The 26,480-nt window shown below is 70.6% G+C and carries 26 protein-coding genes and 1 pseudogene; 16 read left to right on the plus strand and 11 right to left on the minus strand.

What is annotated here, in order from left to right; genetic code table 11:
- The first annotated feature begins 37 nt into the window (after window positions 1–37).
- Entirely contained in the window at window positions 38–1,294 is a 1,257-nt protein-coding gene (locus REH65_RS20860) for a thymidine phosphorylase (protein ID WP_406688754.1), read from the plus strand.
- On the opposite strand, the gene REH65_RS20865 is transcribed toward REH65_RS20860, so the two are convergent.
- Window positions 1,295–2,533, minus strand: a complete 1,239-nt coding sequence (locus REH65_RS20865; protein WP_281455200.1) for a hypothetical protein — start codon at window positions 2,531–2,533, stop codon at window positions 1,295–1,297.
- 345 nt (window positions 2,534–2,878) lie between these two features.
- Between REH65_RS20865 and REH65_RS20870 the strand changes: the two genes are divergently transcribed.
- The 3 genes from REH65_RS20870 to REH65_RS20880 all read left to right on the plus strand — a co-directional run bounded on the left by REH65_RS20870 (window position 2,879) and on the right by REH65_RS20880 (window position 5,508).
- Window positions 2,879–3,967: an adenosine deaminase gene (locus tag REH65_RS20870; RefSeq protein WP_406688755.1), complete on the plus strand. Its 1,089-nt coding sequence runs from the start codon at window positions 2,879–2,881 to the stop codon at window positions 3,965–3,967.
- 103 nt (window positions 3,968–4,070) lie between these two features.
- Complete coding sequence (locus REH65_RS20875) at window positions 4,071–4,835, plus strand: IclR family transcriptional regulator (RefSeq protein ID WP_406688756.1); 765 nt, start codon at window positions 4,071–4,073, stop codon at window positions 4,833–4,835.
- A 94-nt stretch (window positions 4,836–4,929) separates the two neighbouring features.
- Window positions 4,930–5,508, plus strand: coding sequence for an RNA polymerase sigma factor (locus tag REH65_RS20880; protein WP_406688757.1), 579 nt, complete (start codon window positions 4,930–4,932; stop codon window positions 5,506–5,508).
- Here the strand turns inward: REH65_RS20880 and REH65_RS20885 are convergent, their stop codons facing one another.
- Entirely contained in the window at window positions 5,509–6,735 is a 1,227-nt protein-coding gene (locus tag REH65_RS20885; protein WP_093413907.1) for a primosomal protein, read from the minus strand.
- A gap of 267 nt (window positions 6,736–7,002) precedes the next feature.
- Between REH65_RS20885 and REH65_RS20890 the strand changes: the two genes are divergently transcribed.
- From REH65_RS20890 to REH65_RS20900, 3 genes are all read left to right on the plus strand, one after another.
- The gene (locus tag REH65_RS20890; protein WP_093413906.1) at window positions 7,003–7,584 is read left to right on the plus strand and encodes an SMI1/KNR4 family protein; all 582 of its coding nucleotides are present in this window, start codon (window positions 7,003–7,005) and stop codon (window positions 7,582–7,584) included.
- A 287-nt stretch (window positions 7,585–7,871) separates the two neighbouring features.
- Window positions 7,872–8,222 (plus strand): PadR family transcriptional regulator, encoded by a 351-nt coding sequence (locus tag REH65_RS20895; RefSeq protein WP_406688758.1) that lies wholly within the window; start codon window positions 7,872–7,874, stop codon window positions 8,220–8,222.
- Window positions 8,219–8,839: an HAAS signaling domain-containing protein gene (locus REH65_RS20900; protein ID WP_406688759.1), complete on the plus strand. Its 621-nt coding sequence runs from the start codon at window positions 8,219–8,221 to the stop codon at window positions 8,837–8,839. The genes REH65_RS20895 and REH65_RS20900 overlap by 4 nt, the downstream gene beginning before the upstream one ends.
- A 15-nt stretch (window positions 8,840–8,854) precedes the next feature.
- On the opposite strand, the gene REH65_RS20905 is transcribed toward REH65_RS20900, so the two are convergent.
- From REH65_RS20905 to deoC, 3 genes are read right to left on the minus strand one after another with little or no spacing between them, the layout of a single operon-like run.
- The gene (locus tag REH65_RS20905) at window positions 8,855–9,727 is read right to left on the minus strand and encodes an aldehyde dehydrogenase family protein (protein ID WP_406688760.1); all 873 of its coding nucleotides are present in this window, start codon (window positions 9,725–9,727) and stop codon (window positions 8,855–8,857) included.
- The gene (locus REH65_RS20910) at window positions 9,720–11,156 is read right to left on the minus strand and encodes an aldehyde dehydrogenase family protein (RefSeq protein WP_406688761.1); all 1,437 of its coding nucleotides are present in this window, start codon (window positions 11,154–11,156) and stop codon (window positions 9,720–9,722) included. Before REH65_RS20910 ends, REH65_RS20905 begins: the two co-directional genes overlap by 8 nt.
- On the minus strand, window positions 11,156–12,103 hold the full coding sequence (gene deoC, locus REH65_RS20915) for a deoxyribose-phosphate aldolase (protein ID WP_406688762.1): 948 nt from the start codon (window positions 12,101–12,103) through the stop codon (window positions 11,156–11,158). The genes REH65_RS20910 and deoC overlap by 1 nt, the downstream gene beginning before the upstream one ends.
- A gap of 497 nt (window positions 12,104–12,600) precedes the next feature.
- Between deoC and upp the strand changes: the two genes are divergently transcribed.
- Window positions 12,601–13,224 (plus strand): uracil phosphoribosyltransferase, encoded by a 624-nt coding sequence (gene upp / locus REH65_RS20920; protein WP_406688763.1) that lies wholly within the window; start codon window positions 12,601–12,603, stop codon window positions 13,222–13,224.
- Between the two features lie 266 nt (window positions 13,225–13,490).
- A complete protein-coding gene (locus tag REH65_RS20925; protein ID WP_406688764.1) occupies window positions 13,491–14,660 on the plus strand; it encodes a glycosyltransferase in 1,170 nt (389 codons plus the stop codon).
- A 72-nt stretch (window positions 14,661–14,732) separates the two neighbouring features.
- Here REH65_RS20925 and REH65_RS20930 read toward each other — a convergent pair whose 3' ends face one another.
- From REH65_RS20930 to REH65_RS20955, 6 genes and pseudogenes are all read right to left on the minus strand, one after another.
- Window positions 14,733–15,068: a hypothetical protein gene (locus REH65_RS20930; RefSeq protein WP_281458454.1), complete on the minus strand. Its 336-nt coding sequence runs from the start codon at window positions 15,066–15,068 to the stop codon at window positions 14,733–14,735.
- 249 nt (window positions 15,069–15,317) lie between these two features.
- Window positions 15,318–15,770, minus strand: a complete 453-nt coding sequence (locus REH65_RS20935; RefSeq protein WP_406688765.1) for a flavodoxin family protein — start codon at window positions 15,768–15,770, stop codon at window positions 15,318–15,320.
- Window positions 15,771–17,392, minus strand: a pseudogene (locus REH65_RS20940) (phospho-sugar mutase). It abuts the gene before it with no gap.
- On the minus strand, window positions 17,389–18,198 hold the full coding sequence (locus REH65_RS20945; RefSeq protein ID WP_406688766.1) for a purine-nucleoside phosphorylase: 810 nt from the start codon (window positions 18,196–18,198) through the stop codon (window positions 17,389–17,391). Before REH65_RS20945 ends, REH65_RS20940 begins: the two are co-directional and overlap by 4 nt.
- Window positions 18,199–18,264: 66 nt before the next feature.
- Window positions 18,265–19,260 carry a hypothetical protein gene (locus REH65_RS20950; protein ID WP_406688767.1) on the minus strand — a complete coding sequence of 332 codons (996 nt, stop codon included), beginning with the start codon at window positions 19,258–19,260 and terminating at the stop codon, window positions 18,265–18,267.
- Window positions 19,206–19,964: a serine/threonine-protein kinase gene (locus REH65_RS20955; RefSeq protein ID WP_406688768.1), complete on the minus strand. Its 759-nt coding sequence runs from the start codon at window positions 19,962–19,964 to the stop codon at window positions 19,206–19,208. The genes REH65_RS20950 and REH65_RS20955 overlap by 55 nt, the downstream gene beginning before the upstream one ends.
- 381 nt (window positions 19,965–20,345) lie before the next feature.
- Between REH65_RS20955 and mbhE the strand changes: the two genes are divergently transcribed.
- The 7 genes from mbhE to mnhG are packed head-to-tail and all read left to right on the plus strand — an operon-like array spanning window position 20,346 to window position 26,299.
- Window positions 20,346–22,658, plus strand: a complete 2,313-nt coding sequence (gene mbhE / locus REH65_RS20960; RefSeq protein WP_406688769.1) for a hydrogen gas-evolving membrane-bound hydrogenase subunit E — start codon at window positions 20,346–20,348, stop codon at window positions 22,656–22,658.
- 5 nt (window positions 22,659–22,663) lie between these two features.
- Window positions 22,664–23,194, plus strand: coding sequence for an MnhB domain-containing protein (locus REH65_RS20965; protein ID WP_343231408.1), 531 nt, complete (start codon window positions 22,664–22,666; stop codon window positions 23,192–23,194).
- Window positions 23,191–23,619, plus strand: coding sequence for a Na(+)/H(+) antiporter subunit C (locus REH65_RS20970; protein WP_281458447.1), 429 nt, complete (start codon window positions 23,191–23,193; stop codon window positions 23,617–23,619). The genes REH65_RS20965 and REH65_RS20970 overlap by 4 nt, the downstream gene beginning before the upstream one ends.
- Window positions 23,616–25,151: a Na+/H+ antiporter subunit D gene (locus tag REH65_RS20975; RefSeq protein ID WP_281458446.1), complete on the plus strand. Its 1,536-nt coding sequence runs from the start codon at window positions 23,616–23,618 to the stop codon at window positions 25,149–25,151. The genes REH65_RS20970 and REH65_RS20975 overlap by 4 nt, the downstream gene beginning before the upstream one ends.
- The gene (locus REH65_RS20980; RefSeq protein WP_281458445.1) at window positions 25,144–25,692 is read left to right on the plus strand and encodes a Na+/H+ antiporter subunit E; all 549 of its coding nucleotides are present in this window, start codon (window positions 25,144–25,146) and stop codon (window positions 25,690–25,692) included. Before REH65_RS20975 ends, REH65_RS20980 begins: the two co-directional genes overlap by 8 nt.
- A complete protein-coding gene (locus REH65_RS20985; RefSeq protein ID WP_281458444.1) occupies window positions 25,689–25,955 on the plus strand; it encodes a monovalent cation/H+ antiporter complex subunit F in 267 nt (88 codons plus the stop codon). The genes REH65_RS20980 and REH65_RS20985 overlap by 4 nt, the downstream gene beginning before the upstream one ends.
- Window positions 25,952–26,299, plus strand: a complete 348-nt coding sequence (gene mnhG / locus REH65_RS20990; protein ID WP_281458443.1) for a monovalent cation/H(+) antiporter subunit G — start codon at window positions 25,952–25,954, stop codon at window positions 26,297–26,299. The genes REH65_RS20985 and mnhG overlap by 4 nt, the downstream gene beginning before the upstream one ends.
- Window positions 26,300–26,480 lie beyond the last annotated feature (181 nt).

Consider the following 26,480-nt stretch of genomic DNA (forward strand, 5'->3'; position numbering starts at 1 on the left):
AGGTGTCGTCGTGCATTCCGCGGTGGACGTGATTCGGGTGAAGCGTGATGGGGGTCGGCTCAGCGATGAGCAGATCGACTGGGTCATCGATGCCTACACCAGGGGTGAGGTGGCCGATGAGCAGATGTCGGCGCTGGCGATGGCCGTGCTGCTGCGGGGGATGACGCCACCGGAGACCGCCCGCTGGACGGCCGCGATGATCGCCTCCGGCGAGACGCTGGTGCTCAGCGGACTGGGACGGCCCACCGTGGACAAGCACTCCACCGGGGGCGTGGGGGACAAGATCACCTTGCCGCTGACCCCGCTGGTGGCCGCGTGCGGGGCCGCCGTTCCGCAGCTGTCCGGCCGCGGGTTGGGGCACACCGGCGGCACGCTGGACAAGCTCGAATCGATCCCCGGGTGGCGGGCGAGCCTGAGCGCCGACGAGATCCGCGACCGGCTGCGCGAGGTCGGCGGGGTGATCTGCGCGGCGACCGAGGGATTGGCCCCCGCGGACCGGAAGCTCTACGCGTTGCGCGACGTCACCGGGACCGTCGAGTCCGTGCCGCTGATCGCCGGCTCGATCATGAGCAAGAAGATCGCCGAAGGCGTCGAGTCGCTGGTGCTCGACGTCAAGTGCGGGTCCGGCGCGTTCATGAAAACCCCCGATCAGGCCGGGGAACTCGCCACCGCGCTGGTCGACATCGGTGCGGCGCACGGGCTTCGGGTCAGCGCGCTGATCACCGACATGTCGGTTCCGCTGGGCCGGGCGGTCGGCAACGCGCTGGAGGTCGCCGAGAGCGTCGAGGTGCTGCGGGGCGGCGGGCCACCCGATGTCGTGGAGCTGACGGTCGAACTCGCCCGCGAGATGCTGCGGCGCGCCGGGGTGTCCGAAGTGGACCCGGCGGAGGCGCTGGCCGACGGCCGCGCGCACGACGTGTGGCGCCGGATGATCGCCGCCCAGGGCGGCGACCCCGACGCCGCGCTCCCGCGCGCCCGGCACGTCGAGACCGTCACCGCACCGGCCACCGGAACGCTCACCCGCCTCGACGCCTACGCCGTCGGCCTCGCCGCGTGGCGCCTCGGCGCGGGCCGGGCCCGCAAGGAGGACGCCGTCGACCACGGCGCCGGCGTGCGCTGCCTGGTCAAACCAGGCGAGCAGGTCACCGAGGGCCGGCCGCTGCTGGAACTGCACACCGACCGGCCCGAGACCCTCGAACCGGTTCGGGAAGCACTCGCCGCCGCGTACGAAATCAGCGGTGCCGACGTGGAGTCGACACCGCTGATCCTCGACAAGGTCACCTCGGACCGATGATCAGGCGCTCTCGGCGGTGAAGTCCTCGTCGCCGCTCTCGATGGCCTTGTTCTCGCTGCTCTCCCGCTTGGCGCTCTTCGAGCGACCGCGGCGCTGCTGCCGGGGCAGCGTGGTCGGCGGCGGCGGGGTGGACTGGGCGCTGCCACCGAGGATGAGCTCGGCGAAGGTCGCCATCGCCTCGTCCAGCTGACCGGCGTGCCGCTGCTCGCTCTCCTCGTTGGCCTCGCGGACCAGCGCGTTGAGCTTGTCGGCGTCGGGACGCTGGGACAGCGTGCCGGACAGCTGCGAGAGGTTCTGCGACAGCGTGCCGCCCAGCTCGCCCAGGCCGGTCTTGACGCCCTCCTCGACGGTGTCCAAACGGGAGTTGACGCCCTGCTCGACGGTGTCGATGCGGGTGTTGACGCCCTCCTCGACCTGCGACAGGCGACCGGAGACCTGGTCCAGCCGGTCGGTCAGCGCTTCGAGGCGCTGCGCCAGGTCGTTGAGCTTGTCGGTCGGGTCCACGGCCGGGCGCTCGGCGAGGTGGTCGAGCTTGCCGTCCAGCTGGTCGCGGGTGCCGGCGACGGCGTCGGCCAGCTCCTTCTGCGACGCGGCCAGCTCCTTCTGGGCCTCGCTCAGGTCCTTCTGGGTGGTGCCCGCGGAGTCGGTGACCGCGCGCTGCAGGGCCTCGCGGGTGCCGTCGAGGTGCTCGTGCACGCCCTCGTCGATCTCGGCGAACCGGCCGCGCAGGCTGGTCTCCAGCGAGTCGATGCGGTCGCGCACCGGGTCGTTGACCGACGCCGGAAGGGCTTCCAGGCGCGCGTCCTGCTTGTCCAGGTGCGCGCCGAGCTCGTCCATCCGGTTGTGGATGTGGCCGAGCTTGTCCTCCAGGCCGTCCATGCGGCCGGACACGCCGTCCATCCGACCGGCGACGCCGTCGAGGCGGCCGTCGAGCTGGGCGAAGGGCTTGGCGAGCTTGTCCACCACGGCCTCGACAGCGCCCTTGAGGTCGAGCAGCGCGCCGTCGTGCGCCTCGAGCTTGGCCAGGGCCTCGTCGAGTCGTTCGGCGAGGACGCTGACCTCGGTGCGGTCGGGCAGCTCGGACAGGCGCTTGCGCACGGAGCCCAGGGACTCCAGCGGGGAGAGCCGGGCGTGGATTTCGTCGAGTGCGTCGAAAATCTGCTGCTGTTCGCTTTCGCGGATCTCAGCCGCACGCGTGAGCATGTTGCGCATGCGGTCGAACGACATGTTCTCGGTCACGGCTAGGGGCGTCCTTCGTCGAGGGGGGTGAGGACTAGAGAAGCCTAGCCACTCCTTTCTCGCGCCCATAGCCGCCCCCCGTTACATTCGGCGACATTGATCCGCCAATTGGGTCCGATCAGCTCTGTTTCGTTGGTCTGATGGGATCAGCGATCCTGAACCGGATGCAGCAAGAATCGTGATTGCCTCCATACGGGTGAGTTTTTTCGCGGGTCATGTTGGGCCAATTGGTAGTGAACCCCGATCGGCGCAGCGGTGGAGCGCCGCTGAACAGCTGTGAGGCCCCAGGGTGATCGTGCGGTGGCGCTCTGTGAGGCGCCGAGGGCAGGCGGGTAACGTAGGCGCATGTCGACACCGGTGAACCTGGAAAACATCCGGCAGGCGCCGAAGGTGCTGCTGCACGACCACCTCGACGGCGGGCTGCGTCCGCAGACCGTCCTCGACCTCGCCCGCGAGGGCGGTTATCACGGTCTGCCCCACGACAACGCCGATGACCTCGCGCGTTGGTTCGTGACCGCGGCCGACTCGGGCTCGCTGGAGCGCTACCTGGAGACCTTCGCGCACACCGTCGGGGTCATGCAGACGGCGGACGCGCTGTCCCGCGTCGCGGCCGAGGCCGCCGAGGACCTGGCCGACGACGGCGTCGTCTACGCGGAGGTCCGCTACGCGCCGGAGCTGTTCCAGGAGCAGGGCCTGACCCTGGACGAGATCGTGCAGGCCGTGCAGGACGGATTCCGCGAGGGAGAGCGCCGCGCGGCGGCCGCGGGCAAGCGAATCCGAATCGGCACGCTGCTGTGCGCGATGCGGCAGAACGCGCGATCCACCGAAATCGCCAATCTCGCCGTTCGCTATCGCGACGCGCAGGTCGTCGGCTTCGACATCGCGGGTCCGGAGGCGGGATTTCCGCCCACTCGCAATCTCGACGCCTTCGAATACCTGCGCCAGCAGAACGCGCATTTCACCATTCACGCAGGTGAGGCGTTCGGATTGCCCTCGATCTGGGAGGCGATCCAGCACTGCGGCGCCGAGCGCCTCGGGCACGGCGTGCGGATCGTCGACGACATCAAGGTCGACGACGACGGCACGGTGCACCTGGGCAGGCTCGCGTCCTACGTGCGGGACCGCCGCATCCCGCTGGAGATGTGCCCGTCGTCGAACCTGCAGACCGGGGCGGTCTCCGCGCTCGCCGATCATCCGATCGGGCTGCTCGCCCGGTTGCGCTTCCGGGTCACGGTCAACACCGACAACCGGTTGATGAGTCATTGCTCGATGTCCAGCGAATTCGCCGCGCTGCATGAGACATTCGGGTACGGCTGGGAGGAGTTCCAGTGGTTCACGGTGAACGCGATGAAGTCGTCGTTCATCGGTTTCGACGGACGACTGGCCATCATCAACGAGCAGATCAAGCCGGGATATTCGGACATGCTGGTATGACTCGGGCGGTGCGCGGCAAGTAGGCTGCGTGGTCTCCGGCGGCGCGACGGGGTGCTGCCGGAGTCCCGCAGGTACGAGCCGCTGCACGGTCCTGGAGGCGCAGGTGAACAGAGGCAGCGAACCCACGTTGATCGCATCGGTCCAGCGGGCTCTTCGGCTGCTGGAGGTGGTCGGGCAGCACCCGAGCGGCATCACGGCGAAGTGCCTGGCCCGCAACACGGGTTTAGCCCTGCCCACGACGTATCACCTGCTGCGCACCCTCGTTCACGAGGGCTACCTCACCAAGCTGGACGACGGCGCGTTCATCGTCGGCGAGCAGGTCGCCGGTCTGCACGACGCGGCTCAGGCGCAGCAGCTGCGCAGCACGATCCGCAGCACGATGATCGAGCTGCGGGAGGACCTCAGCGCGGCCACGTACCTGGCCCGCTACGACGACGGGGAGGTCCTGGTCGACGAGATCGTCGACAGCCCCCGGACACCCCGCGTGGACGCCTGGGTCGACTTCCGCCAGGCCGCGCACGCCACCGCTGTCGGCAAGTGCCTGCTGTCCGGGCTGAGCAAGGACGAGCGCACCGACCACTTCCGCCGCCACCCGCCGGAGGGCCTCACCCCGCGCACCATCACCGGACTGCGCGACCTGGTGGAGGCCCCGAGGTCGGCGCTGGTCACCGACACCGAGGAGTACTCGCTGGGCACGGCGTGCCTGGCGGCGCCGATCCGGGTCGCGGATCTGCCGGTCACGCTGGCCATCTCGTTCCCGGCGCGCAAGCTCGCCACCACCCGCGACTACGTCCGCCCGCTGCGCGCGGCGGCCGAGCGGATCTCGCGGTCCCTGGCCGTGGCCGGGAACTACCCGAGCTGGAACTGAGCGGTTCCGGGATCACCATCTGAAAAGCCGTGCCTTGTCGGCCTCTCCGGCGCGGCGGGAGACTTGAAAGCAGTCAGCCAACGAGGGGTATCCGATGCCAGCCGGCGACGACCGGAAGTTGTTGCGCAACGTCCGTTCCGGGTCGATGGTCGCGTTCGCGGAGCTCTACGCCCGGCACCAGGCCGCGGCCCACACGATGGCGGTCCAGGTCGCGACCGTTCCCGCTGATGCCGAGGACCTGGTTTCCGAGGCGTTCACCAAGATCCTCGACGTGCTGCGCCGAGGTGGCGGTCCGGAGCAGGCGTTCCGCGCCTACCTGCTGACCACGATCCGCAACCTCGCGGCCGCCCACGCCGCCAAGTCCCGCCGCACGCTGCTCGCCGCTGATCTGGACGGCTACTGCGAACCGCAGGAACCGGTGCCGTGCACCGATCCGATCAGCGAGGAGTGGGAGCGCACCCGGGTCTGCGAGGCGTTCTCCCGCTTGCCGCAGCGCTGGCGCCAGGTCTTGTGGTCGGTGGAAGTGGAGAACCAGACGCCGTCGGACCTGAGCCGCCGCTACAACATCAGCCGCAACAGCGCGGCGGCCCTGGTCTACCGGGCGCGCAAGGGCCTCCGGCAGGCCTACAACGAGGCCCTGCCGGGGCTGCAGGCGCTCACCGAGGCCGCCTGATCAGTGCGTCCGGAAGCGGGCCTCCAGGTCCGCGACCAGCTTGCGCCACACCTCGACCTCGTCGTCGAACGGTGCGCTCGGGGGCATCCGGTTCGGGTTCGGGCGCAGCACGAACGAGACCAGCCAGCCCAGCCGCTCGGAGGACTGCAGCGCCTTGTCGGCGGTGTCGTCACCGGCCCAGGCGGCCGCGTCCAGCAGCAGTTCCTCGGCGAGGTCGAGCTGCGTCGGGTCCACTTCGGACGGACCGGCGAGCAGGTCGGTGTCGAGGCCGTTGAGCACGTAGGTGTTGTCCGACTCGACCTGGACGTCGAGCTCGCCGCCGGTGGCGGCGTCGCGCAGCTGCTGCCAGGTGGCGACCCGGGCCATGTCGGTGTCCTCGACGGCCTCGTCGTCGGTGAGGAAGCGGGCCAGGGCGCGCGGCGATCCGAACACGTCGATCTTGCCGTCGTGGCCGAGGAAGACCGGGTCGTCGCCGAGGTAGCAGCGCAGCGTGTAGTACTCGGCGTCGCTGGTGATGATGTGGATCGGGTCGATGCCGATCTCGCCCCAGAAGCCGAGTTCGACCTCCTCGATCTCGTCCACGTCGGACGGCGTGGCCGCGGCGGTCTCCTCGTCGGCGTCGGTCTCCAGCGCTTCGGCGAGCTCGGTCTCGGCGGTGGCGACCGCGTCCGCGGGCACCTCGGGGGTGCTCACCACGGCGTCGATGGCGTCGAGGACCTCGTCCCAGCGCTCCACGACGACCTTGCACACCTCGTTCCAGCGCTTCTGCCCGTCGCGGCCGTTGAAGGCCAGCATGCCCTGGTTGAGCAGCGAGAAACCGTCGGCGGCGTCGAGGACCTCGGTGACGGCGTCGAGCTCGCACACCTCGGCCAGCGACCGGGCGATCTCGACGATGTCGGCGAGCTCGGCGACGGTCCAGGTGTCCAGCGGCTCGGCCACCAGCTCCGGCACGCCGACGAGGTCGAACTGGTGGTCCTCGTCGGGGCTGAGCTCCACGGCCGACAGCGCGGGTACCACGTGCCAGGCGGGGTGGTCGTCGAGGTCGTGCTCGCGCGCGGTTCTGACGAACGCGGCCAGCCGCGCGGGATCGGGGAATCCGTAGAGGTCATCTCCGTATCCGAGGAACGCTTCCCATTCCTCGCCATCTTCGCGCCAGTGCGGTGCCCACAGGGTGACGACGTCGCCCTGCGGCAGCCCGAGCTCGATGGGGACGATGTCCTGCGCCATCTCTCTACCTCCGGTCACCGGAACCAGACCCCGCGGGAGCCTACGGGTTGGCCTTGGGCCGCTAGTGCCCTGGTCCGGTGTCACCGTAGCTGGTTCGATCATTGCAACGGTCAACGGAACAGTTCGTAACGATGGTCTGTCGCTTCTGCGGCGTCGGAGGAACGCGGTTCCGCTGTTCGGCCCAGTGGTTCGTCGCGGGGCTCACCGTTCTCGCCGGGTCCCCTTTGGCGGTACCGCCGGGGTTCCCGGGGCGAGACCATGATCAGAATGAATGTCACGGAGCTGTGGAGTCAGATCGCGCACTGGCTCGGGCGTCATGCGCCGGTCACCGCAGCCGCCCTGCGTCCGCCCGTCCGGGAACCGGACTTCGCCGAGCTGGAGGCCGAGTTCTCCGTGGAGCTCCCCGGCGAGCTGCGCGCGCTGTGGCTCAGCTGCGGTGGCACCGAGGGCGATGTGCTCGCCGACGTCCTGCCGCCGTTCTACACGCCCTACGGGGCGGAGCAGGCGCTGGCGTCGTGGCGCGATCACCGCAAGAACTGGACGGCGCAGTGGGAGCGGCCGGCCTGCGACTACTACGCGGGCTCGCCGGGATCGAGCTTCCACCCGTCGTGGATCCCGATCGCCGGCGACGGGTTCGCCGACGAGCTGGTGGTGGACCTGAGACCGGGTCCGCTGCACGGCTGCGTGCTGGAGTGGGAGCAGGAGCACGCGCAGGTGCTGCGGCCGGAGTGGCAGGGCATCGCGGCGATGCTGACCGACGTCCACCGAGCCCTGATCAACGGCGTCCCGGCCGGGCACAGCTACCCGACGGTGACCGAGGACGGCCGCCTGGACTGGCAAATCCGCTAGGGGCTGTGCGGGAATTCCTCTGCTTGGCGGTGCGGGTAGCGGAACCTGATCGGCTTCGTGGACTCCGGGCGCCGCTCCTGATGTACGCCAATTGCACGGCGTCCCGGCGTGCTCGCCGCGAAGCCGATCAGAACCTGCGGCGGTGCCGGTTTCGAGGGTGGTGAACGAGGGTGCGGCTCCGCCGCATCGCTCAACAACTCCTGGTCGCATCCCCATCGGAGATCCGGTGGGGATTTTTTCCGACCCACTAGTTGGTCTCACACACTAGTCGGTGTTACGTTCTAGTCATGGCGGAACGGACGACCACCAGGCAGACGCAGTGGCTCCGCGGGGTGCTCGACCTCGCGGTGCTCGCGCTGCTGGCCGAAGGCGGGGAGGGCTACGGCTACACGCTGCTGCAGCGGTTGGCCGAGGCCGGACTGCCGGACATGAAGGCCGGAACGCTGTACCCGCTGCTCAACCGGCTGGCCGCCGACGGCCTGCTGGACACCGAGTGGCGGGCCGGTGAGGGCGGCCCGGGGCGGAAGTTCTTCACGCTCACCGACCAGGGCCGCGCCGTGCTGGCCGAGATGGGACCGAAGTGGACCGAGTTCGCCCGGAACTCGATCACCGTTGTCGAACGAGGGATGAAGGCATGATGACGCTGGACGCGAAGTACCGCGACGACCTGTACAAGGCCCTGCGCTTCCACGAGATATCCGGCGACCGCATCGGCGAGGTGCTCGCCGAGGTCGAGGCGCACGTCGCCGAAACCGGGGACGACCCGGTGGACGCGTTCGGCAAGCCCCGCGAGTACGCCCGGCAGGTCGCCGCGCAGCTCGACCCCGCCACCGGCAAGCGCTCGACCGGCGGAGTCATCCTCACCTTCGTCCTCGCGGCGGTCCTGGCGCTGTTCGGCCAGCGGTTCTGGGGCGACGGGCTGTCGATGGACCCCGCCGGGGTGCACTACACGATGAGCGACGTCGTGTCGCAGCCGCTGATGCTGGTGGCGATCATCGCCTTCGCGGTGCTGCTGTTCTACGCGCGCACCGCGTTCAGCCACCGCAAGATCTACGGCATCGGAGCCGTCGTCGCGGCGGTCGTGGGCCTGGCCGCGCAGTTCCCCGCCCGCTGGTACCTCGACGACGAAACCCCGGTCATCACCGCCCCGAGCTGGCTGATCCTCACCCTCGGCGCCGTGTTCCTGGTCGCCATGTTCGGGATGCTCATCCACTCCATCCGCCGAGGCCGCGTCCGCTACCCCGAGAAGAAATGACGTTCCAGCCGGGACCTACGTCCCCACCGGGTGCCAGACGGTTTTGATCTCGGTGAAGGCGCGCAGGCGCTGGAGGTCGGGTTCGCCGGTCCAGTCGGGTTCACCGCGGACCGGCAGCACCCGTTTGACGGTGTCGGCGGCCGAGCGCGCGAGCTCGCCGCGCAGTTCGGCCGGGGCGCCGGTCGGGTCGAGCGCGTTGACGTCGGCGTGCGAGGCCAGCCACGGGCCGAGCTCGGAGGCCCGCCCGGTCAGCAGGTTGACCACCCCGCCGGGCACGTCGGAGGTCGCCAGCACCTCGGCCAGCGTGATCGCGGGCAGCGGGCGCTCGCCCGAGGTCACCACCACGCAGGTGTTGCCCGCCGCGATCACCGGCGCGACGACGCTCACCAGGCCCAGCAGTGACGACTCCTGCGGTGCGAGCACTCCGACGACACCGGTCGGCTCCGGCGTGGAGAACGAGAAGTACGGTCCCGCAACGGGGTTCGACGCACCCAGCACCATTGCGATCTTGTCCGTCCAGCCCGCGTACCAGACCAGCCGGTCCACCGTCACATCCACTGTGGACAGTGCTGCGCCGTGCGAGACGCCTTCGGCCGCAGCCACTTCGGCGGCGAACTGCTCGCGGCGGCCCTCCATCACCTCTGCGATGCGGAACAGCACCTGACCTCGGTTGTAGGCGGTGGCGCCCGACCAGCCGCCGAAGGCCTTGCGCGCCGCGGAAACCGCGTCCCGCACGTCCTTGCGGGAGGCGTGGGCGACGTTGGCCAGGAACTCCCCGTCGGCAGAGGTCACCGCGAACACCCGTCCCGACTCGGAGCGCGGGAACGCGCCACCGATGTAGAGCTTGCACGTCTTGGCAACGGCCAACCGGCCGGTCACGTCAGACATCGAGGTACGCCTCCAAACCGGCCCGACCGCCCTCGCGGCCGAACCCGGACTCCCGATAGCCGCCGAACGGCGCGGTCGGGTCGAACCGGTTGAACGTGTTGGCCCATACCACGCCCGCCCGCAGCTGCTGCGCCGCCCACAGGATGCGCGAACCCTTCTCCGTCCAGATCCCCGCCGACAGCCCGTACGGCGTGTTGTTGGCCTTGGCGATCGCCTCGTCGGGCGTGCGGAAGGTCAGCACCGACAGGACCGGGCCGAAGATCTCCTCGCGCGCGATCCGCATCGACTGCTGCACCTCGGAGAACACCGTCGGCGCGAAGAAGAAACCGCGTTCGGGCAGCTCGCAAGGGCTGCTCCAGCGCTGAGCGCCCTCCGACTCGCCGCTGGCGGCCAGCTCGGTGATCTTGCCGAGCTGCTCGGCGGAGTTGATCGCGCCCACGTCGGTGTTCTTGTCCAGCGGATCGCCGACGCGCAACGCGCTCACCCGCGCGCGCAGCTTCTCCAGCAGCTCCTCGGCGATCGACTCCTGCACCAGCAGCCGGGAACCCGCGCAGCACACGTGGCCCTGGTTGAAGAAGATGCCGGTGACGATGCCTTCGACGGTCTGGTCCAGCGGGGCGTCGTCGAAGACGATGTTGGCGGCCTTGCCGCCCAGCTCCAGCGTCAGCTTCTTGCCGGTCCCGGCCACCGCGCGCTGGATCTGCTTGCCGACCTCGGTGGAACCGGTGAACGCCACCTTGTCCACATCGGAGTGCGCCACCAGCGCCGCCCCGACGTCCCCGGCGCCGGGCACGATGTTGACCACGCCCGGCGGCAGCCCGGCCTGGCGGCACAGGTCGGCGAAGACCAGCGCGCTGAGCGGGGTCGTCTCGGCGGGCTTGAGCACGACGGTGTTCCCGCAGGCCAGCGCGGGTGCGATCTTCCACGCCAGCATGAGCAGCGGGAAGTTCCACGGGATCACCTGACCGGCCACGCCCAGCGGTTTCGGGTTCGGCCCGTACCCGGCGTGGTCGAGCTTGTCGGCCCACCCGGCGTGGTGGAAGAAGTGCGCGGCCGCGGTCGGGATGTCGACGTCGCGGGACTCCTTGATGGGCTTGCCGTTGTCCAGCGTCTCCAGCACCGCCAGCTCGCGGCCGCGCTCCTGGATGAGCCGCGCGATCCGGAACAGGTACTTGGCCCGCTCCTTGCCCGGCAGCGTCGACCACACCTGCTCGTAGGCGCGGCGAGCGGCGGCGACGGCCCGGTCGACGTCGCCGGTGTCGGCGGCCGAGACCTCGGCGAGGGTTTCCCCGGTCGCCGGGTTGAGGGTCTTGATGGGCTGGCCGCCGCCGTCGACGAACTCGCCGTCGACGAACATCCGGTAGTTCGGCTTGAGGTCGGCGAGCTCGCGCGACTCCGGCGCGGGCGCGTACTCCCAAGGGCTGGTCATCAGTCCACCGCCACGTGTTCGGGGCCGCTGTAGTGGCCTTCGAGCTGGGTTCGCCGCTGCATCAGCAGGTCGTTGAGCAGGCTGGACGCCCCGAACCGGAACAGCTCGGGGGTGAGCCACTCGGGTCCGGCGACCTCGTTGACCGCCACCAGGTAGCGGATCGCGTCCTTGGTGCTGCGGATGCCGCCTGCGGGTTTGACGCCGCGCAGCTCACCGGTGGCGTCCCGCCAGTCGCGCACGGCCTGCAGCATCAGGTGCGTGACCGGCAGCGTCGCGGCGGGCGAGACCTTCCCGGTGGAGGTCTTGATGAAGTCGCCCCCGGCCAGCAGCGCCAGCCAGGAGGCCCGGCGCACGTTGTCGTAGGTGGCGAGCTCGCCGGTTTCGAGGATGACCTTGAGGTGCGCGTCCCCGCAGGCGGCCTTGACGGCCTTGATCTCGTCGAAGACCTGCCCGTAGCGCCCGGCCAGGAACGCGCCCCGGTCGATGACCATGTCGATCTCGTCGGCCCCGGCCGCCACGGCGTGCTCCACGTCGGCGAGCTTCACGGCCTGCGCCGCCCGCCCGGACGGGAACGCGGTGGCCACCGAGGCCACGTGCACGCTCGACCCGTCGAGCTCCTCGACGGCCGCGGCGGCCAGATCGGAGTACACGCACACGGCAGCGACCTGCGGAACCCCGTCCTGCCCGGGATCGGGGCGGCGCGCCTTGGCGCACAGCGACCGCACCTTGCCCTCGGTGTCGGCGCCTTCCAGCGTCGTCAGGTCCACCATCGAGATCGCGGTGTCGATGGCCTGCAGCTTCGAAGCCTTCTTGATGCTCCGAGTCGCCAACCCGGCAGCCCGCTGCTCCAACCCCACCTGGTCCACCCCGGGCAGCCCGCGCAGAAACCGCCGAAGCGACCGGTCATCCCGCACGGCGTCATCAAGATCAAAAGGCGTCCGAGCCATGCCCGCAGTCTAGGTCCACACCACCCGCCGGCACCCCGATGGAACCAACCCGCCACCCGCACAATCCACAAAATCCACCCTCGCTCCGCGCTCCCCGGCCCGGATGCCCCGACCGCGTCGTCGTGGTGCTCGGCAGGGGACAGTTTTTCCTCGAATCACCCATGATCAATGTCCGTTATGTCCGGACAGTTTTCACTAAAACTGCCCCCTGCCGAGGCGCACCCAAGCAGAGCTGAGGCTCGCCCCGGCCGCCAAGTGCGGAGGTGAAGTCCTGTCGCCTTCAGGAGTTCTGAGGGCTTGGGGGAGTTGGTCGGCGGTTCGGTCGGGAACCATGAGAACTTCCCATCGCGCACAGCGTGCTGCTCTGGGGTGGATTCGTGCGCGGGTTGGTCTGGGGCGGGGTCGGCATCGGGTTGTCGTCGTCGGTGTGCGACTGGGGACACGTTTGTGCACGTCGGTGGTGTTGGGGCGGGGGTTGGTCGTTACTGTTGTCGGTCATGGATGTTCGGGTTGTGGATCACCCCCTGGCGAAGTCGCGGTTGTCGACGATGCGCGATGCGCGCACCAACAGCGCTGCGTTCCGGGCCGCGTTGCAGGAGCTGACGCTCATGCTCATCTACGAGGCGACGCGGGGGGCCGAGCTGGCTGAGGAGCCGATCCACACGCCGGTCGCCAAGACCACCGGCTACCGGATCGCGAACCCGCCGCTGCTGGTGCCGGTGCTGCGGGCCGGGCTGGGCATGGCCGACCAGGCGCACCGGTTGATCCCCGAGGCGCAGATGGGCTTCGTCGGGCTCGCCCGCGACGAGGAGACCCTGCTGCCCACGCCCTACCTGGAGTCGCTGCCCGCGGACCTGACCGGCCGCCCGGTGCTGGTGCTCGACCCGATGCTGGCCACCGGCGGATCGATGGTGCACACCATCGAGCTGCTGGTCGAGCGCGGCGCCACCGACGTCACCGCGATCTGCACGCTCGCCGCCCCTGAGGGCGTCCGGCGCCTGGAGGAAGCGGGACTGCCGGTGCGCGTGGTGACCGCGAGCATCGACGAGCGGCTCAACGAGTCCGGCTACATCGTCCCGGGCCTCGGCGACGCCGGAGACCGCGAGTACGGCGCCGTCTGAGGCGGGGCCGCAGTCCGACGGCGCGGTCCGAGTCGGCGCAGCTCGAGACAGGGCCGTTCGAGTCCCTCGTGTCGAAAACCGCGGTTTTCGTCGCGCGAAAACCGGGGTTTTTGCACGTCGAAAACCGCGGTTTTCGGTGGGGCCGTTCGAGCTGGGGTTTCTGAGCTGTTCGCAACCGGTGCGGGGTTTCGGCGCAACGCGAAGTTCAAGACCAGTTCGGGCGTTTGCACAGCGCCTCTTTGCCCCTTTCGTGGCAGTCTGAGGGCGTGGTTTCACCGCGAAGACACACCAAGGGCTGGTCCTGGGGGCTCGGTGCGGTCGCCGCCGGAGTGCTGATCCGCAGCGCGCGGACGCTGCGCCAGACGCGCGCGATCGTCCCGCTGCGCCAACCCCGCAGCGGTGCGGTCTCCCCGCCGAAGGTCACCGTCGTCGTCCCGGCCCGCAACGAGGCCGCCGTGCTCGCCGACTGCCTGGACTCGATCATCGGCCAGACCCACGGCGCCGGTCAGGACGGCCTGCTCAAGGTCGTCGTGGTCGACGACGGCTCGACCGACGGCACCGGCGACATCGCGCGCGAGGCCGCCCGGCGCGACCCGCGCGTCGTGCCGATCCGGGTGGACTCGCCGCCGCCGGGCTGGGGCGGCAAGGTGCACGCGATGCACGTCGGCGTGGAGGCGTCCGGCCCGCCGGAGGCCGGGGAGTGGCTGCTGTTCCTCGACGCCGACACGGTCGCCGCGCCCGAGCTGCTCAGCCGCCTGCTGGCCACCGCTGATTCCGTCGAGGCCGACCTCGTGTCCACGCCGGGTGGCCCGCCCGCGCAGCCCTCCGCCACCTGGCCGCTGCTCATGCCGCCGGGCCTGCAGCTGATCGGGGAGAACGCCTCGCCGGACGGCCGGGGCCGCAAGGCCTTCGCCATCGGGCACTGCATCCTGGTGCGCCGCTCCCACTACGAGAAGGTCGGCGGCTGGGCGGCGTTCTCCGCGATCCGCAACGAGGACGTCGCGATCGCCACCGCCGTGCGCGACCACGGCGGCACCACGCGCACCGTCGACGGCCTCGACCACCTGCGCACCAGCGGTATGGACCCGTTCGGGCAGGGCTGGGCGTCGTTCCGGAAGAGCTTCGTGGCCGGCACCAAGGGCTCGGCGCCGACGCTGGCGGCCATCGGCCTCGGCCAGATCGCGATGTCGCTGGCCGCGCCGCTGTCGGTGCTGGTGGGGCGCAGGCGCAGGCCGGTGCTGACCGCGCTGGGGCTGCTCGGCTGCGCCGCGCAGGGCGCCGCGCACGCCGGGACGGCCCGGTTCATGCGCTCGAACCCGGAGCTCGCGCCGCTCGCGCCGGTCAGCGGGACCCTGTTCGGCGTGCTGCTGCTCGACGGCGCGGTTCGCGCCCATCGGGGTCGTGACCAGTGGAAAGGACGCCGGTCGACGTTCTAGTGGCCGGTCGGACCCGAAGAGAGGCCCGGCCGGACAGCCGGCCGGGCCATCGAGTTGGGAGGGTGAAGCGGGTCAGCCGACCGAGTCGCTTCGCAACCTGCGCATGGCGATCGGCGCGCCTGCCAGGTCCTCCTCGTTGCACATCAACTTCAGGTCGTAGTACGGGGCGCCGTCCCGGTCGTCGTAATCGAGATGCACTGCGATCACGTCGATGGGTTCCCCGAGCCAGTTCTGGGCTTCGCGAAGCCACTTGGCGGATCGTTCCAAGGCCGCCGGCAGGTCGTCGTCGCGGAACTCGACCGGCCGGTACGGAACGCCCTGAACCTGGTCGTCAGGACCAGGGGGCTTGGGGAGATCCACGGAGACGCCGGAGTCATCGAGTTCGAGTCGGATCGTTTCCTCACTCACTGTCGCAGGGTAACGCGTTCGGACCCGGAAATGCTGCTGGAGGTCCTGCTGATCGCTCGACGGTCGCAACCAGGCCATCGCGTCCGATTACGATGAGCGAAGGTGCGGGGCGCCCCGAACATCGCACGTGATGAGGGAAGGCGGGCTCTGTCCGGGGCGCCCCGCCGTCGTCAAGGGGCGCGCCCCGACGACACGATCAGGTTACTCGAAACAGGCCAACCAAGATCAACTGGGTGGTCCCGGGACCACCTACGGCATCAGGCCCGCGGCTACCGTGGCGCCCAGTTCCCAGCAGGACTCCAGGTCGGACTTCTCCGGCGTGCCCAGGACGATCGCCGGTTCGGCGGCCTGCTGCCAGCCCAGACCCGTGGTGATCGACCCGATCGCGCGCTGCGCGCCCTCGACGCCCTCGTTGCCGTGCACGTAGTACCCGAACGGTCGCCCGATCGTGGCGTCCAGGCACGGGTAGTAGATCGTGTCGAAGAAGTGCTTCAGCGCCCCCGACATGTAGCCGAGGTTGGCCGGGGTGCCCAGCAGGTAGCCGTCGGCCTCCAGCACGTCGGAGGCCGTGGCGCCCAGCGCCGGGCGGCGCCGCACCTCGACGCCCTCGATCTCGTCGGTCGTGGCACCGGCCACCACCTGCTCGAACATCGCCTGCATCCCCGGCGACGGCGTGTGGTGCACGATCAGCAGCGTCGGCATCTACTCCTCCACCAGCGCGGTCACGGCCTGCGTCAGCTCCTCCAGCCGGTCGGCGGCGCGCTGCTTGGCCTGCGCCAGCGGCAGCTCGCCGACCTGCTCGACCACCTGCAGGTAGCACTTGAGCTTCGGCTCGGTTCCCGACGGGCGGATCACCACCCGCAACCCGCCCGCACCGGTGACCACCAGCGCGTCGGTGTCCGGCAGCAGGTCGCGGACCTCCACCTCCGCACCCGACAGCTCCGACGGCGGCTCCTCGCGCAGCCGCCGCATGATCCGCGGGATCACCGCCAGGTCCGTCACCCGCACCGACACCTGCCCGGTGGCGTGCACGCCGTGCTCGGTGGACAGCTCGTCGAGCAGGTCCAGCAGGTGATCGCCGGAAGCCAGCAGGCTCGCCGTCAGGTCGCAGGCCAGCACCGCCGTCGAGATCCCGTCCTTGTCGCGCACCCGCTCCGGGTCGACGCAGTGCCCCAGCGCCTCCTCGTAGGCGTAGACCAGGCCGGTGCCCTCGCCGTCGCCCGCGCGCACCAGCCACTTGAAGCCGGTCAGCGTCTCGGCGTAGCGGACGCCGAACTCGGCGGCGATCGACCGCAGCATGCTGGACGACACGATCGTCGTGGCCACCAAGGGGTCCGGCGCCGATTCGTCCAAAGTGGAGAGCACGTGCCAGGCCAGCAGGACACCGGTCTCGTCGCCGCGCAGCATCCGCCACGCCTCGCCCTCGCGCACCCCCAGCGCGCAGCGGTCGGCGTCCGGGTCCAGCGCGATCGCCAGGTCCGCGTTGATGTCCGAGGCCAGCCGCAGCAGCTCGTCGGTGGCGCCCGGCTCCTCCGGGTTCGGGAACCCCACCGTCGGGAAGTCGGGGTCCGGTTCGGACTGCGAGGTCACCAGGTGCACGTCGTCGAAACCCGCGCGCTGCAACGCCCTCCGCAGCGTCTTCGCCCCGACGCCGTGCAGCGCCGTGGCCGCCACCCGCACCTCGCGGTCCCCGCCGCGCGGCAGCGCCGACACCCGCGCCAGGTAGTCCTCCTGAGCGGACTCCAGCACCGTCCAGTTCCGCTTGCGCGACACCGCGTTCGCCGCGGGGGTCTTGGCGATCGCCGCCTCGATCTCGGTGTCGGCCGGGCCCACCAGCTGGATCCGCCGCCCAGGTAGAGCTTGTAGCCGTTGTCCCGCGGAGGGTTGTGCGACGCGGTGATCTGGATGCCCGCCACCGCGTCGAGAGCGCGCGTGGCGTGCGCGAGGACCGGTGTCGGCAGCGGCTCCGGCAGCACCCGCACGTCGAACCCCGCCGCCGCCAGCACTCCCGCCGCGTCGTTGGCGAAGTCCTCCGAACCGTGCCGCGCGTCGCGGCCCACCACCACGATCCCGCCGCCCAGCCCCTGCTGCACCAGCCAGCTCGCGACACCGGCGGTGGTGCGCACGACCACCGCGCGGTTCATGCCGTGCGCACCCGCGCGCACCGGCGCCCGCATCCCCGCGGTGCCGAAGCGCGGCATGCCCGACATCCGGTCCGCCAGCTCGGGCGAGTCGAGGAGTCCTCGCAGCTCGTCCTGAGCCAGCGGATCGACGTCGTCGGCGATCCACTGCTCCGCGGCAGCCCGAACGTCCGACTGGGTCACGCCGCCTCCAGCAACGACCGCAGCAACCGGCCCATCCGCGACGCCGAGACCCGGCCCGCTTCCAGCACTTCCTCGTGGTTGAGCGGCTGACCGCTCAGGCCCGCGGCCAGGTTCGTCACCAGCGACAGGCCGAACACCTCGGCGCCCAGCGAGCGGGCGGTGATCGCCTCCAGCACCGTCGACATGCCCACCAGGTCGACGCCCAGCGAGCGCAGCATCCGGATCTCCGCCGGGGTCTCGAAGTGCGGACCCGGCAGCCCCGCGTAAACGCCCTCCTGCAGCGAGGAGTCGATGCCGCGCGCCAGCTCCCTCAGCCGCGGCGAGTAGAGGTCGGTGAGGTCCACGAAGTTCGCGCCCACCAGCGGGGACTTGGCCGTCATGTTGATGTGGTCGCTGATCAGCACCGGTTGCCCGACCTGCATGCCCTCGCGGATGCCGCCGGCGGCGTTGGTGAGCACCACGCTCCGGCACCCGGCGGCGACCGCGGTCCGCACGCCGTGCGCCACCGGATCGATGCCGTGGCCCTCGTAGAGGTGGGTGCGGCCGAGCATGACCAGCACGCGCTTGTCACCCACCGGCACCGACCGCACCTTGCCGGTGTGGCCGACGGCGCCCGGCTTGGCGAAGCCCGGCAGCTCGTCCATGCCGATCTCGGCGTCCGGCGTCCCGATCTCGTCGGCGGCCGGCTGCCAGCCGGAACCCAGGACGACGACCAGGTCGTGGCTGTCGACACCGGTGAGCTCGGCGAGCTTCGCCGAGGCCTCGTGAGCGGTGGCGGTCGGGTCGGTGATGTTCGTAGCGGTCACGGCCGGGCAGCTTAGTCTCTCCGCATTTCCCACGCGTGCTCGTCCGGTATCGGCTGCGGGAAGTGCTCAGGTCCCGGGCTTGAACGTCGGGACCACGCGGTCCAGGAGCGCCCGGGCCATCTCCGCCTGATCCGCGGCCCCGGTCACCCGGATGATCCACAGGTCGTCGCCGGAGCGCTGCAGCGACGCCTCGCTGTGGCGGGTGATCTCCTTGGCGGGACCGGTCAGCAGCTGGTGGGCGCGGGTCACGTAGGACACCCGGCGGGTGTCGCCCTCGCCGTGGAACGGCCGGCTGAGCTTGACGCTCGACGTCGGGCCGCCGAGCGTCGATCCGGCCTTCGCCTCGTAGTCGTCCATCGTGCCGCCGTCGGCGAAGTAGTCGCCGTAGCGCTGCACCGCGACCTCGGTGGTGCCGTCACCGGAGATGAACGCCACCACCGAGTTGTTCGCCAGGTCGTTGCGCTCGCTCTGGAACGGCCGCCAGCCCGACGGCGCCGAGATGGTGAACTCGCCGCCGCTGGGCGCCGACGAGTGCTTGGCGTCCTGCTGGTTCGGCACCAGCGGCGGCAGCGACACGGCGGGGGTCGTCGGCTGCTCGGTGCCCCGCCCGGGAACCAGCGGCGCGCCGACCAGCAGCCGGGTCGCGACGAACGAACCCACCATCGCTCCCGCGAACAGCACCAGCGCGGCCATCACCAGCGCGACCGTCCGAAGGGGACGCCGCCGCGGCTTCGGCGGGTCGTGCAGCGTGAACGGCGGCGGCCCCGGATCGGCTGCCAGCGGTGCCGACCCGGTCAGCTGCGGAGCGGGCGGCACCGACGGCTGGGACTGCTGGTGGGAGGAGTGCTGCTGCAGCACCCGCTGCCGCACGCGCACCGTCGGCGAGTCGGGGTCGAGCAGCATCGCGAACGGCCGCGCGCCCGGCTCGGGAAGCAGGTGCTGCAACCGGCGCCGCACCTCCGTCAGCGGCAGCCGCTGCGCCGGGTCCTTGACCATCAGCGCCCGGATCACGTCGCCCACCACGCCCGGCCGGTGCAGCACCGGGACCGGCCCGCGCACCACCTCGGTGACCGTGGCCAGCGGGTCGTCGCCGACGTCGTAGGGCGGGCGGCCCTCGGCCGCGGCGAACAGCGTCGCGCCCAGGCCCCACAGGTCGGCGGCGGCGGTGACGTCCTCGCCCGCCGCGACTTCCGGGGCGATGTAGGCGGGAGTGCCAGCAGGATGCCGGTGTTGGTGAGGGTGTGCTCGGCGACGTTGCGGGAGATGCCGAAGTCGCTGACCTTCAACCGGCCGTCGTCGCCGATGAGCACGTTGCCCGGCTTGACGTCGCGGTGCACGATCCCGGCCCGGTGCGCGGCGTCGAGACCGGCCGCGACGCCGTCGGCGATCACCGCCAGCTGCCGCTCGTCCAGCGCCCCGTGGTCGTCGAGGATCGCCGCCAGGCTCTGCGACGGGACGAGTTCCATCACCACGAACGGCTCCGCCTGCTCGCGCGCGACGTCGTAGAGCGTCACCACGTTCGGGTGGGACAGCACCGCGATGGCGCGAGCCTCGCGCAGGGCGCGCTCGCGCAGTTCGGCGGCCTCCTCCTCCGGCATGCCCGGAGCGAGGCGGACCTCCTTGACGGCCACCGGGCGCTGCAGCAGCTCATCGGTGGCGTACCACACGGTGCCCATCGCGCCGCCGCCGAGCTTGCGCTCGATCCGATAGCGGCCCGCGATCAGCCGGCCGATGCCGGCGAGGGTGTCTTGGTTCTCGGTGGGCACCGCCACATCTTCCACCTTCGGTCCGACAGCCGGGGCCGGAACGGGATCAAAGGCCCTCGAAAACCCGTCGACGACGGGTTGATCGCCCAGGTCGGGAGGTGATGTTACGCCACGTGAAGAATCCCACTCGAACCGTCGCGCCGCGGAACCCCTTTAGCTCCGAACGTCATTTCGGCGCAACGAAAAACCGCCTCCCAGCGGCCAGGACGCCCGGTTCGGCGGTGTTGGCGCGTAACCCCCTACTGCGGATAGGTTGTCACCGGTCGGACCTTCCGGACATCCGCGGCGCTGGAGATCGCGTCGCGGTGCGCGCAGCGAGCGGGTGGCGAATGATCGGGCGAGTCCGGGCCGGCATGACAACAGCGGTGTGGAGGAGGTGCCTTGTTCGGCTTCGTCGTCGCGCACCTGGTGGTGGCTTTGCTCCTGCCGCTGGTTGCCCGTCGCAGCACCCGCGCCGCGTTCTTCATCGCCGCGACCCCGCCCGCCGCCGCGGCGGCCTGGCTGCTCGCCCGCACCCCGCAGGTGCTCGCCGGCGGCACGATGACCGAAACCGTGCCCTGGGTCCCGCTGATCGGCCTGAACTTCGGCTTCCGACTCGACGCGCTGTCGCTGGTCATGACCATCCTGGTCTGCGGTCTCGGCGTGCTGGTGCTGGTCTACGCCGACTCCTACTTCGCCCGCGGACGCGGTGACGCGCGCCGATCCGCGCCGCTGCTGCTGGCCTTCGCCGGAGCGATGCTCGGCCTCGTCGTCGCCGACGACCTCACCACCGTCTACGTCTTCTGGGAGCTGACCACCGTCTGCTCCTTCCTGCTGGTCGGGCAGGCCGGCATCAGCCGCGAGTCCCGGCGCTCGGCGCTGCAAGCGCTGATGATCACCAGTCTCGGCGGCCTGGTGATGCTGCTCGGTTTCGTCGTGCTCGGCGAATCCGCGGGCACCTACCGCATCTCCGAGCTCGTCGCCCACCCGCCGTCGGGCACCGCGGTCTCGGTGGCCGCCGTGCTGATCCTGGTCGGCGCGTTCACCAAGTCCGCGCAGCTGCCGTTCCACAACTGGCTGCCCGCCGCGATGGTCGCGCCCACCCCGATCAGCGCGTACCTGCACGCCGCGTCGATGGTCAAGGCCGGTGTCTTCCTCATCGCGCGGCTCGGCCCGATCTTCGAATCGCTGCCCGAGTGGCGCTACCCGGCCATCGCGTTCGGCCTGGCCACCATGCTCTTCGGCGGCTGGCGGGCGCTGCACGAGTACGACCTGAAGAAGCTGCTGGCCTACGGCACCGTCAGCCAGCTCGGCTTCCTCGTGGTGCTCTTCGGCGAGAGCAGCCACGACGCCGCGCTGGCCGGGGCCGCGATGCTGCTCGGGCACGGCCTGTTCAAGGCCACCCTGTTCCTGGTCGTCGGCATGATCGACCACCAGGCGGGCACCCGCGACATCCGCAAGCTCTCCGGGCTCGCTTCGAGCCAGCCGTGGCTGGCGGTGGTCGCCGGGCTCGCCGCTGCCTCGATGGCCGGGCTGCCGCCGATGCTCGGCTTCCTCGGGAAGGAAGCCGCCTTCGGCGCGTTCCTCACCGGACCGGCCGGTGTCGCCGTCGACGTCGTGCTGGTGATCGGCTCGATGCTCACCGTCGCCTACAGCCTGCGCATGTGGTTCGGCGCGTTCGCCACCAAGCCTGACCTCGCGCCCACCACCGTGAAACCCGCCGAGATGCAGGCCCTGATCCCCACCGCGCTGCCCGCGATCGGCGGAGTGCTGCTGGGCCTGGCCTACCCGCTCACCCACGAGCTCGCCGACAGCTACGCCCGCTCCTACGACTCGCCCGGCAAGCCCGCCGAGCTAGCGCTGTGGCACGGGCTGAACTTCCCGCTGGCGATGTCCCTGCTGGCCGTCGCCGGTGGTCTGCTGCTGCACCGGGTGCGGACCCCGCTGACCGCGTGGCGCACCCGGATCCCCAAGCCGCTCAACGCCCAGCGCGGCTACGAGCGGATCACCGCGCTGCTGGAGCGCGTCGCGGTCGCCGTCACCGCGCGGACGCAGGTGGGTTCGCTGCCCACCTACCTCGGGATCATCCTCGTGACGGTCGTGGCCGTTCCCGGATCGGCGCTGCTCGTCTCGTTCACCGTGCCCGACGACCTGCGCGCCTACGACAACCTCATGCAGCTCCCGCTGGCCTTGGGCGTGGTCGTCGCCGCGCTGGCCGTGCTGCGCGCGCACCGCAGGCTCACCGCGGTGCTGCTGGTCGGCGTCATCGGCTACGGCATCGGCGGGCTGTTCATCGTGGACGGTGCCCCCGACCTCGCGCTCGCCCAGTTCCTGGTGGAGACGCTGACCGTGGTGGCCTTCGCGTTCGTGCTGCGGCGCCTGCCGGAGCGCTTCTCCGAGGCCGACACCGCCAAGTCCATCCGCATCCCCAAGGCGGTCATCGCCACCGTCGCCGGGTTGTTCGTCTCGCTGGCCGCGATCGGGTTCAGCTCCGTCCGGCACGCCCCGCCCGAGGCCAGCGAGTACTTCATCGACCACGCCGAGAAGGGCGCCGGGGCCACCAACGTCGTCAACTCGATCATCGTGGACTTCCGGGCCTTCGACACCGTCGGCGAGATCGCGGTCCTCGCGGTCGCCGCCACCGGCGTGGCCAGCCTGATCCTGGCGTCCCGCCACGAGCGCAGGCGCCGCGAGCAGCAGGAGGTGCGCAAGTGAGTCCGATGACCCACCGCTCCTGGACCAACTGGGACGCGCCCACCGAGCGCTGGCTGCTGTCCGGTTTCCGCCGCGAGGGCCAGTCCCGCTCGGTGCTGCTGGAGCTGGCCGCGCGCATCGTGTTCCCGACGGTGCTGGTGCTGTCGATCTACCTGCTGTTCGCCGGGCACGACCGCGCCGGCGGCGGGTTCACCGGCGGTCTGGTGGCCGGGCAGGCGTTCCTGCTGCGCTACCTCGCCGGTGGCCGCATGGACGACAGCGCCGTGGTCTCGATGCGCCCGCCCGTGCTGATCGGCATCGGCCTGACGCTGGCCTGCGCCGCGGCGTTCCTGCCGCTGCTGTTCGGCGGCCAGCTGCTGGAGACCGCGATCTACAAGTTCACCGTCCCGCTGCTCGGCGAGATCAAGTTCGTCAGCAGCGTCATCCTCGACACCGGCGTGTTCCTGCTCATCGTGGGCGTGGTGCTGGACCTGCTGCGCACGCTGGGATCCGGGATCGAGACCGACGCCCACGCGGCAGCCAGGGGACGACGATGACGATCAACTTGACGCTGGCCGCGGTCATCGCGGTGCTGTACTCGGTGGGCTTCTACCTGCTCATGCAGCGGTCCCTGATGCGGATCCTGCTGGGCATCGTGGTCCTCGGCCACGGGTCGAACCTGCTGCTGCAGACCGCCGGTGGCCCGCCCGGACGCGCACCCATGCTCACCACCGCCCTGCCCGAGGAGATGACCGATCCGCTGCCGCAGGCGATGGCGCTGACCGCCATCGTGATCACCTTCGCGCTCACCACGTTCCTGCTCGCGCTGGCCTACCGCTCGTGGACGCTGCTCGGCCACGACGAGGTCCGCGACGACGTCGAGGACCGCCGGATCCAGCGCCTGGAGAAGCGCATGGAGTCCGATGAGGACACCGACGTGGTGTCCGAAGGGGAGGAACCCGCGAAGGAGGCCGCCCGGTGACGGTTCTGGTCGCCCTGCCGGTCCTGCTCCCGCTGACCGCCGCCGGGCTCTCGCTCGCCCTCGGCCGCTTCGCCGACCTGCAGCGACTCCTCGGGCTGCTGGTGCTCGGCGTGATCATCGCCGACGCGGCGGTGCTGCTGCACGTCTCCGACCAGAGCGGCCCCGTCGTGCTGCAGATGGGCGCCTGGCCCGCGCCGTTCGGCATCACGCTCATCGCCGACCGGCTCTCGGCGCTGCTGCTGCTGGTCTCCTCGGTGGTGACCTTCGCGGTGCTGATCTACTCGATCGGCCAGCGCATCACCGACTACGGCCGGGAACGCTCCAGCACGACCTTCCACCCGATGTACCTGATGCTGTGCGCGGGCGTGTCGCTGGCGTACCTCACGGGCGACCTGTTCAACCTGTTCGTCGCCTTCGAGATCATGCTCAGCTCGTCGTACGTGCTCATCACCCGGCGCACCACCGCCACCCGGGTGCGCGCGGGCATGACCTACACGATCGTCAGCCTCGCCTCGTCGCTGCTGTTCATCACCATGATCGCGCTGGTCTACGCCTCGACCGGCACGGTCAACCTCGCCGACCTGGGCGGCAAGGTCGCCGAGCTGCCGCAGGGCCTGCAGGTCGCGCTGGCCCTGCTGGTGGTGATCGTGTTCGGTGTGAAGGCCGCCATGGTGCCGCTGCACTTCTGGCTGCCCGACAGCTACCCCACCGCGCCCGCACCGGTCACCGCCGTGTTCGCCGGGCTGCTGACCAAGGTCGGCATCTACGCGCTGATCCGCACCCAGACCCTGGTGTTCGCGCACTCCGAGAGCTGGAACCTGATGCTGATCATCGCGCTGGTCACGATGATCGTCGGCGCGCTGGGCGCCCTCGCGCAGAACGACCTCAACCGGCTGCTGTCGTTCCTGCTGGTCAGCCACATCGGGTACATGCTGTTCGGGCTCGGCGTATACGACGTCATCGGCCTGACCGGCGTGATCCTCTACGTCGTCCACCACATCACCGTGCAGGCCACGCTGTTCCTGGTCAGCGGTCTGATCACGCGGCACAGCGGCACGGTCGCGCTGACCCGCATGGGCGGCATGGCCAAGGCGACGCCGCTGATCGCGGTGCTGTTCGCGCTGCCCGCGCTGAGCCTGGCCGGCGTGCCCCCGTTCTCCGGGTTCGTCGCCAAGCTGGCGCTGCTGCAGGCCGGTGTCGGCAGCGGCACCACCACGGGTTACGCCGTCACCGCGGGAGCGGTGCTGACCAGCCTGCTGAGCCTGTACGCGATGGCGCGAGTGTGGACGCGCGCGTTCTGGGGACAGGTCAAGGCACCCGCCCCGGACCCGGACCCGACCGACGAGCTGGTCGTGGGCACCGCGAGCTCCAACCGGCCGATGCTGGCCGCCACCGGGGTTCTGGTGGTCGCGAGCCTGGTGATCGCGCTGGTCGCGGGCCCGCTGGGCGAGATCGCGGGTCGCGCGGCGGGCGATCTGATGCACGGCGAGACCTACCGGACCGCGGTGCTGGGAGGTGGTTCCGGTGGGTGAGCGGATGACCCGCCGCCAGCGGGCGCTGCGCAGGCTGCCGCTCGTGTGCTGGCTGACGGTGGTGTGGGTGCTGCTGTGGGGCAGCTTCGACCTGGGCACCCTGTTCTTCGGGGTCGTGGTGGCGCTGCTGGTGACGTGGCTGTTCCCGCTGCCGATGATCCGCACCGGCATGGTGCTGCGCCCGGTGCCGCTGCTGCGGCTGGCCGCCTACCTGGCCTGGGACCTGGTGATCTCCACGGTCCGGGTGGCCTGGCAGGCGGTGGCCCACCGCCGCGCCACGACCGCGGGCATCGTGGCCACGACGCTGCACGCCGACTCCGACCACCTCATCGCGATCGTGGCCAGCGCGGTGTCGCTGGCGCCGGGCAAGTTCGTGCTGCAGATCGACCGCGCCGAGCTCACCTGCTACGTCTACGCGCTGGGCATGCGTCCCGGCGACGAGGACTCGGTGCGCCGCGAGGTGCGGTTCCTGGAGCGGCTGGTCGTCGAGGCGGTCGGGTCCACCGCGCAACGGGACCTGGTCAGGGGGAGTGCGGGATGAGCTGGGTCTTCGCCGTGACCTTCGCGCTGCTGGGCGTGGCCGGGCTGCTGGTCGTCGTCCGGTTGCTGCGCGGTCGGACCACGTTGGACCGGATCGTGTCGGTCGACGTGCTGGTGACCCTGATCGTGGCGGGCAGCTGCGTGGGCATGGGCCTGCAGCAGGACGGGTCGAACATCGCGCTGCTGGCGGCTTTCGCGCTGCTGGCCTTCATCGGGTCGATCAGCACGGCCAAGTTGATCGAGAAGAAGGAGCCGTACCGATGAGCTTCCCGGACGTCTTCTCCGCGATCTGCCTGATCGGCGGTGCGCTGTCGTGCCTGTTCGGCGCGATCGGTCTGCTGACCTTCCCGGACGTCACCGCGCGGCTGCAGGCGGCCACGAAACCGCAGACGCTGGGCCTGATCCTGATCCTGATCGGAACCGGCGTGCAGCTCGACCTCGTCTACGCCACCGGTTTGATCCTCGTCGGACTGTTCCAGATGCTCACCGCCCCGGTGCTGGCACAACTGGTCGGTCGCGCCGCCTACCGCACGGGAAGCGTGGAACGGGACACTTTGATCATCGATGAACTCGGTGACCGCATCGATCGTGAACCCGGGGTTCGCTGAACCGGCGGTTGTCGCGGCGCGGTCGATCGAGGACTGTCCTCAGAGGTGGCAGTCGATCGCGTTCACGCGACCCGTTCGCTCCCGACGCGTGTTCGATATGATCGACTCCGACCGGAACGGGTGACCCCCGATGGGGTCGCTTCAGCACGACCCGGATGTGTCGGTTCTCCGGCGCGACGCG

Origin of the sequence: Saccharopolyspora sp. ID03-671, from assembly GCF_045278815.1 — a bacterium.
GTDB lineage: Bacteria > Actinomycetota > Actinomycetes > Mycobacteriales > Pseudonocardiaceae > Saccharopolyspora > Saccharopolyspora ipomoeae.

Coding starts and splice junctions, on each gene's coding strand:
- mnhG (WP_281458443.1), top strand. CDS start 25,952: ATGAGCTTCCCGGACGTCTTCTCCGCGATCTGCCTGATCGGCGGTGCG.
- REH65_RS20885 (WP_093413907.1), bottom strand. CDS start 6,735: ATGGCGCAGGACATCGTCCCCATCGAGCTCGGGCTGCCGCAGGGCGAC.
- REH65_RS20895 (WP_406688758.1), top strand. CDS start 7,872: ATGGCGGAACGGACGACCACCAGGCAGACGCAGTGGCTCCGCGGGGTG.
- REH65_RS20985 (WP_281458444.1), top strand. CDS start 25,689: ATGAGCTGGGTCTTCGCCGTGACCTTCGCGCTGCTGGGCGTGGCCGGG.
- REH65_RS20870 (WP_406688755.1), top strand. CDS start 2,879: ATGTCGACACCGGTGAACCTGGAAAACATCCGGCAGGCGCCGAAGGTG.
- REH65_RS20880 (WP_406688757.1), top strand. CDS start 4,930: ATGCCAGCCGGCGACGACCGGAAGTTGTTGCGCAACGTCCGTTCCGGG.
- REH65_RS20965 (WP_343231408.1), top strand. CDS start 22,664: ATGACCCACCGCTCCTGGACCAACTGGGACGCGCCCACCGAGCGCTGG.
- REH65_RS20935 (WP_406688765.1), bottom strand. CDS start 15,770: ATGCCGACGCTGCTGATCGTGCACCACACGCCGTCGCCGGGGATGCAG.
- deoC (WP_406688762.1), bottom strand. CDS start 12,103: ATGGCTCGGACGCCTTTTGATCTTGATGACGCCGTGCGGGATGACCGG.
- upp (WP_406688763.1), top strand. CDS start 12,601: ATGGATGTTCGGGTTGTGGATCACCCCCTGGCGAAGTCGCGGTTGTCG.
- REH65_RS20890 (WP_093413906.1), top strand. CDS start 7,003: ATGAATGTCACGGAGCTGTGGAGTCAGATCGCGCACTGGCTCGGGCGT.
- REH65_RS20905 (WP_406688760.1), bottom strand. CDS start 9,727: ATGTCTGACGTGACCGGCCGGTTGGCCGTTGCCAAGACGTGCAAGCTC.
- REH65_RS20910 (WP_406688761.1), bottom strand. CDS start 11,156: ATGACCAGCCCTTGGGAGTACGCGCCCGCGCCGGAGTCGCGCGAGCTC.
- REH65_RS20970 (WP_281458447.1), top strand. CDS start 23,191: ATGACGATCAACTTGACGCTGGCCGCGGTCATCGCGGTGCTGTACTCG.
- REH65_RS20900 (WP_406688759.1), top strand. CDS start 8,219: ATGATGACGCTGGACGCGAAGTACCGCGACGACCTGTACAAGGCCCTG.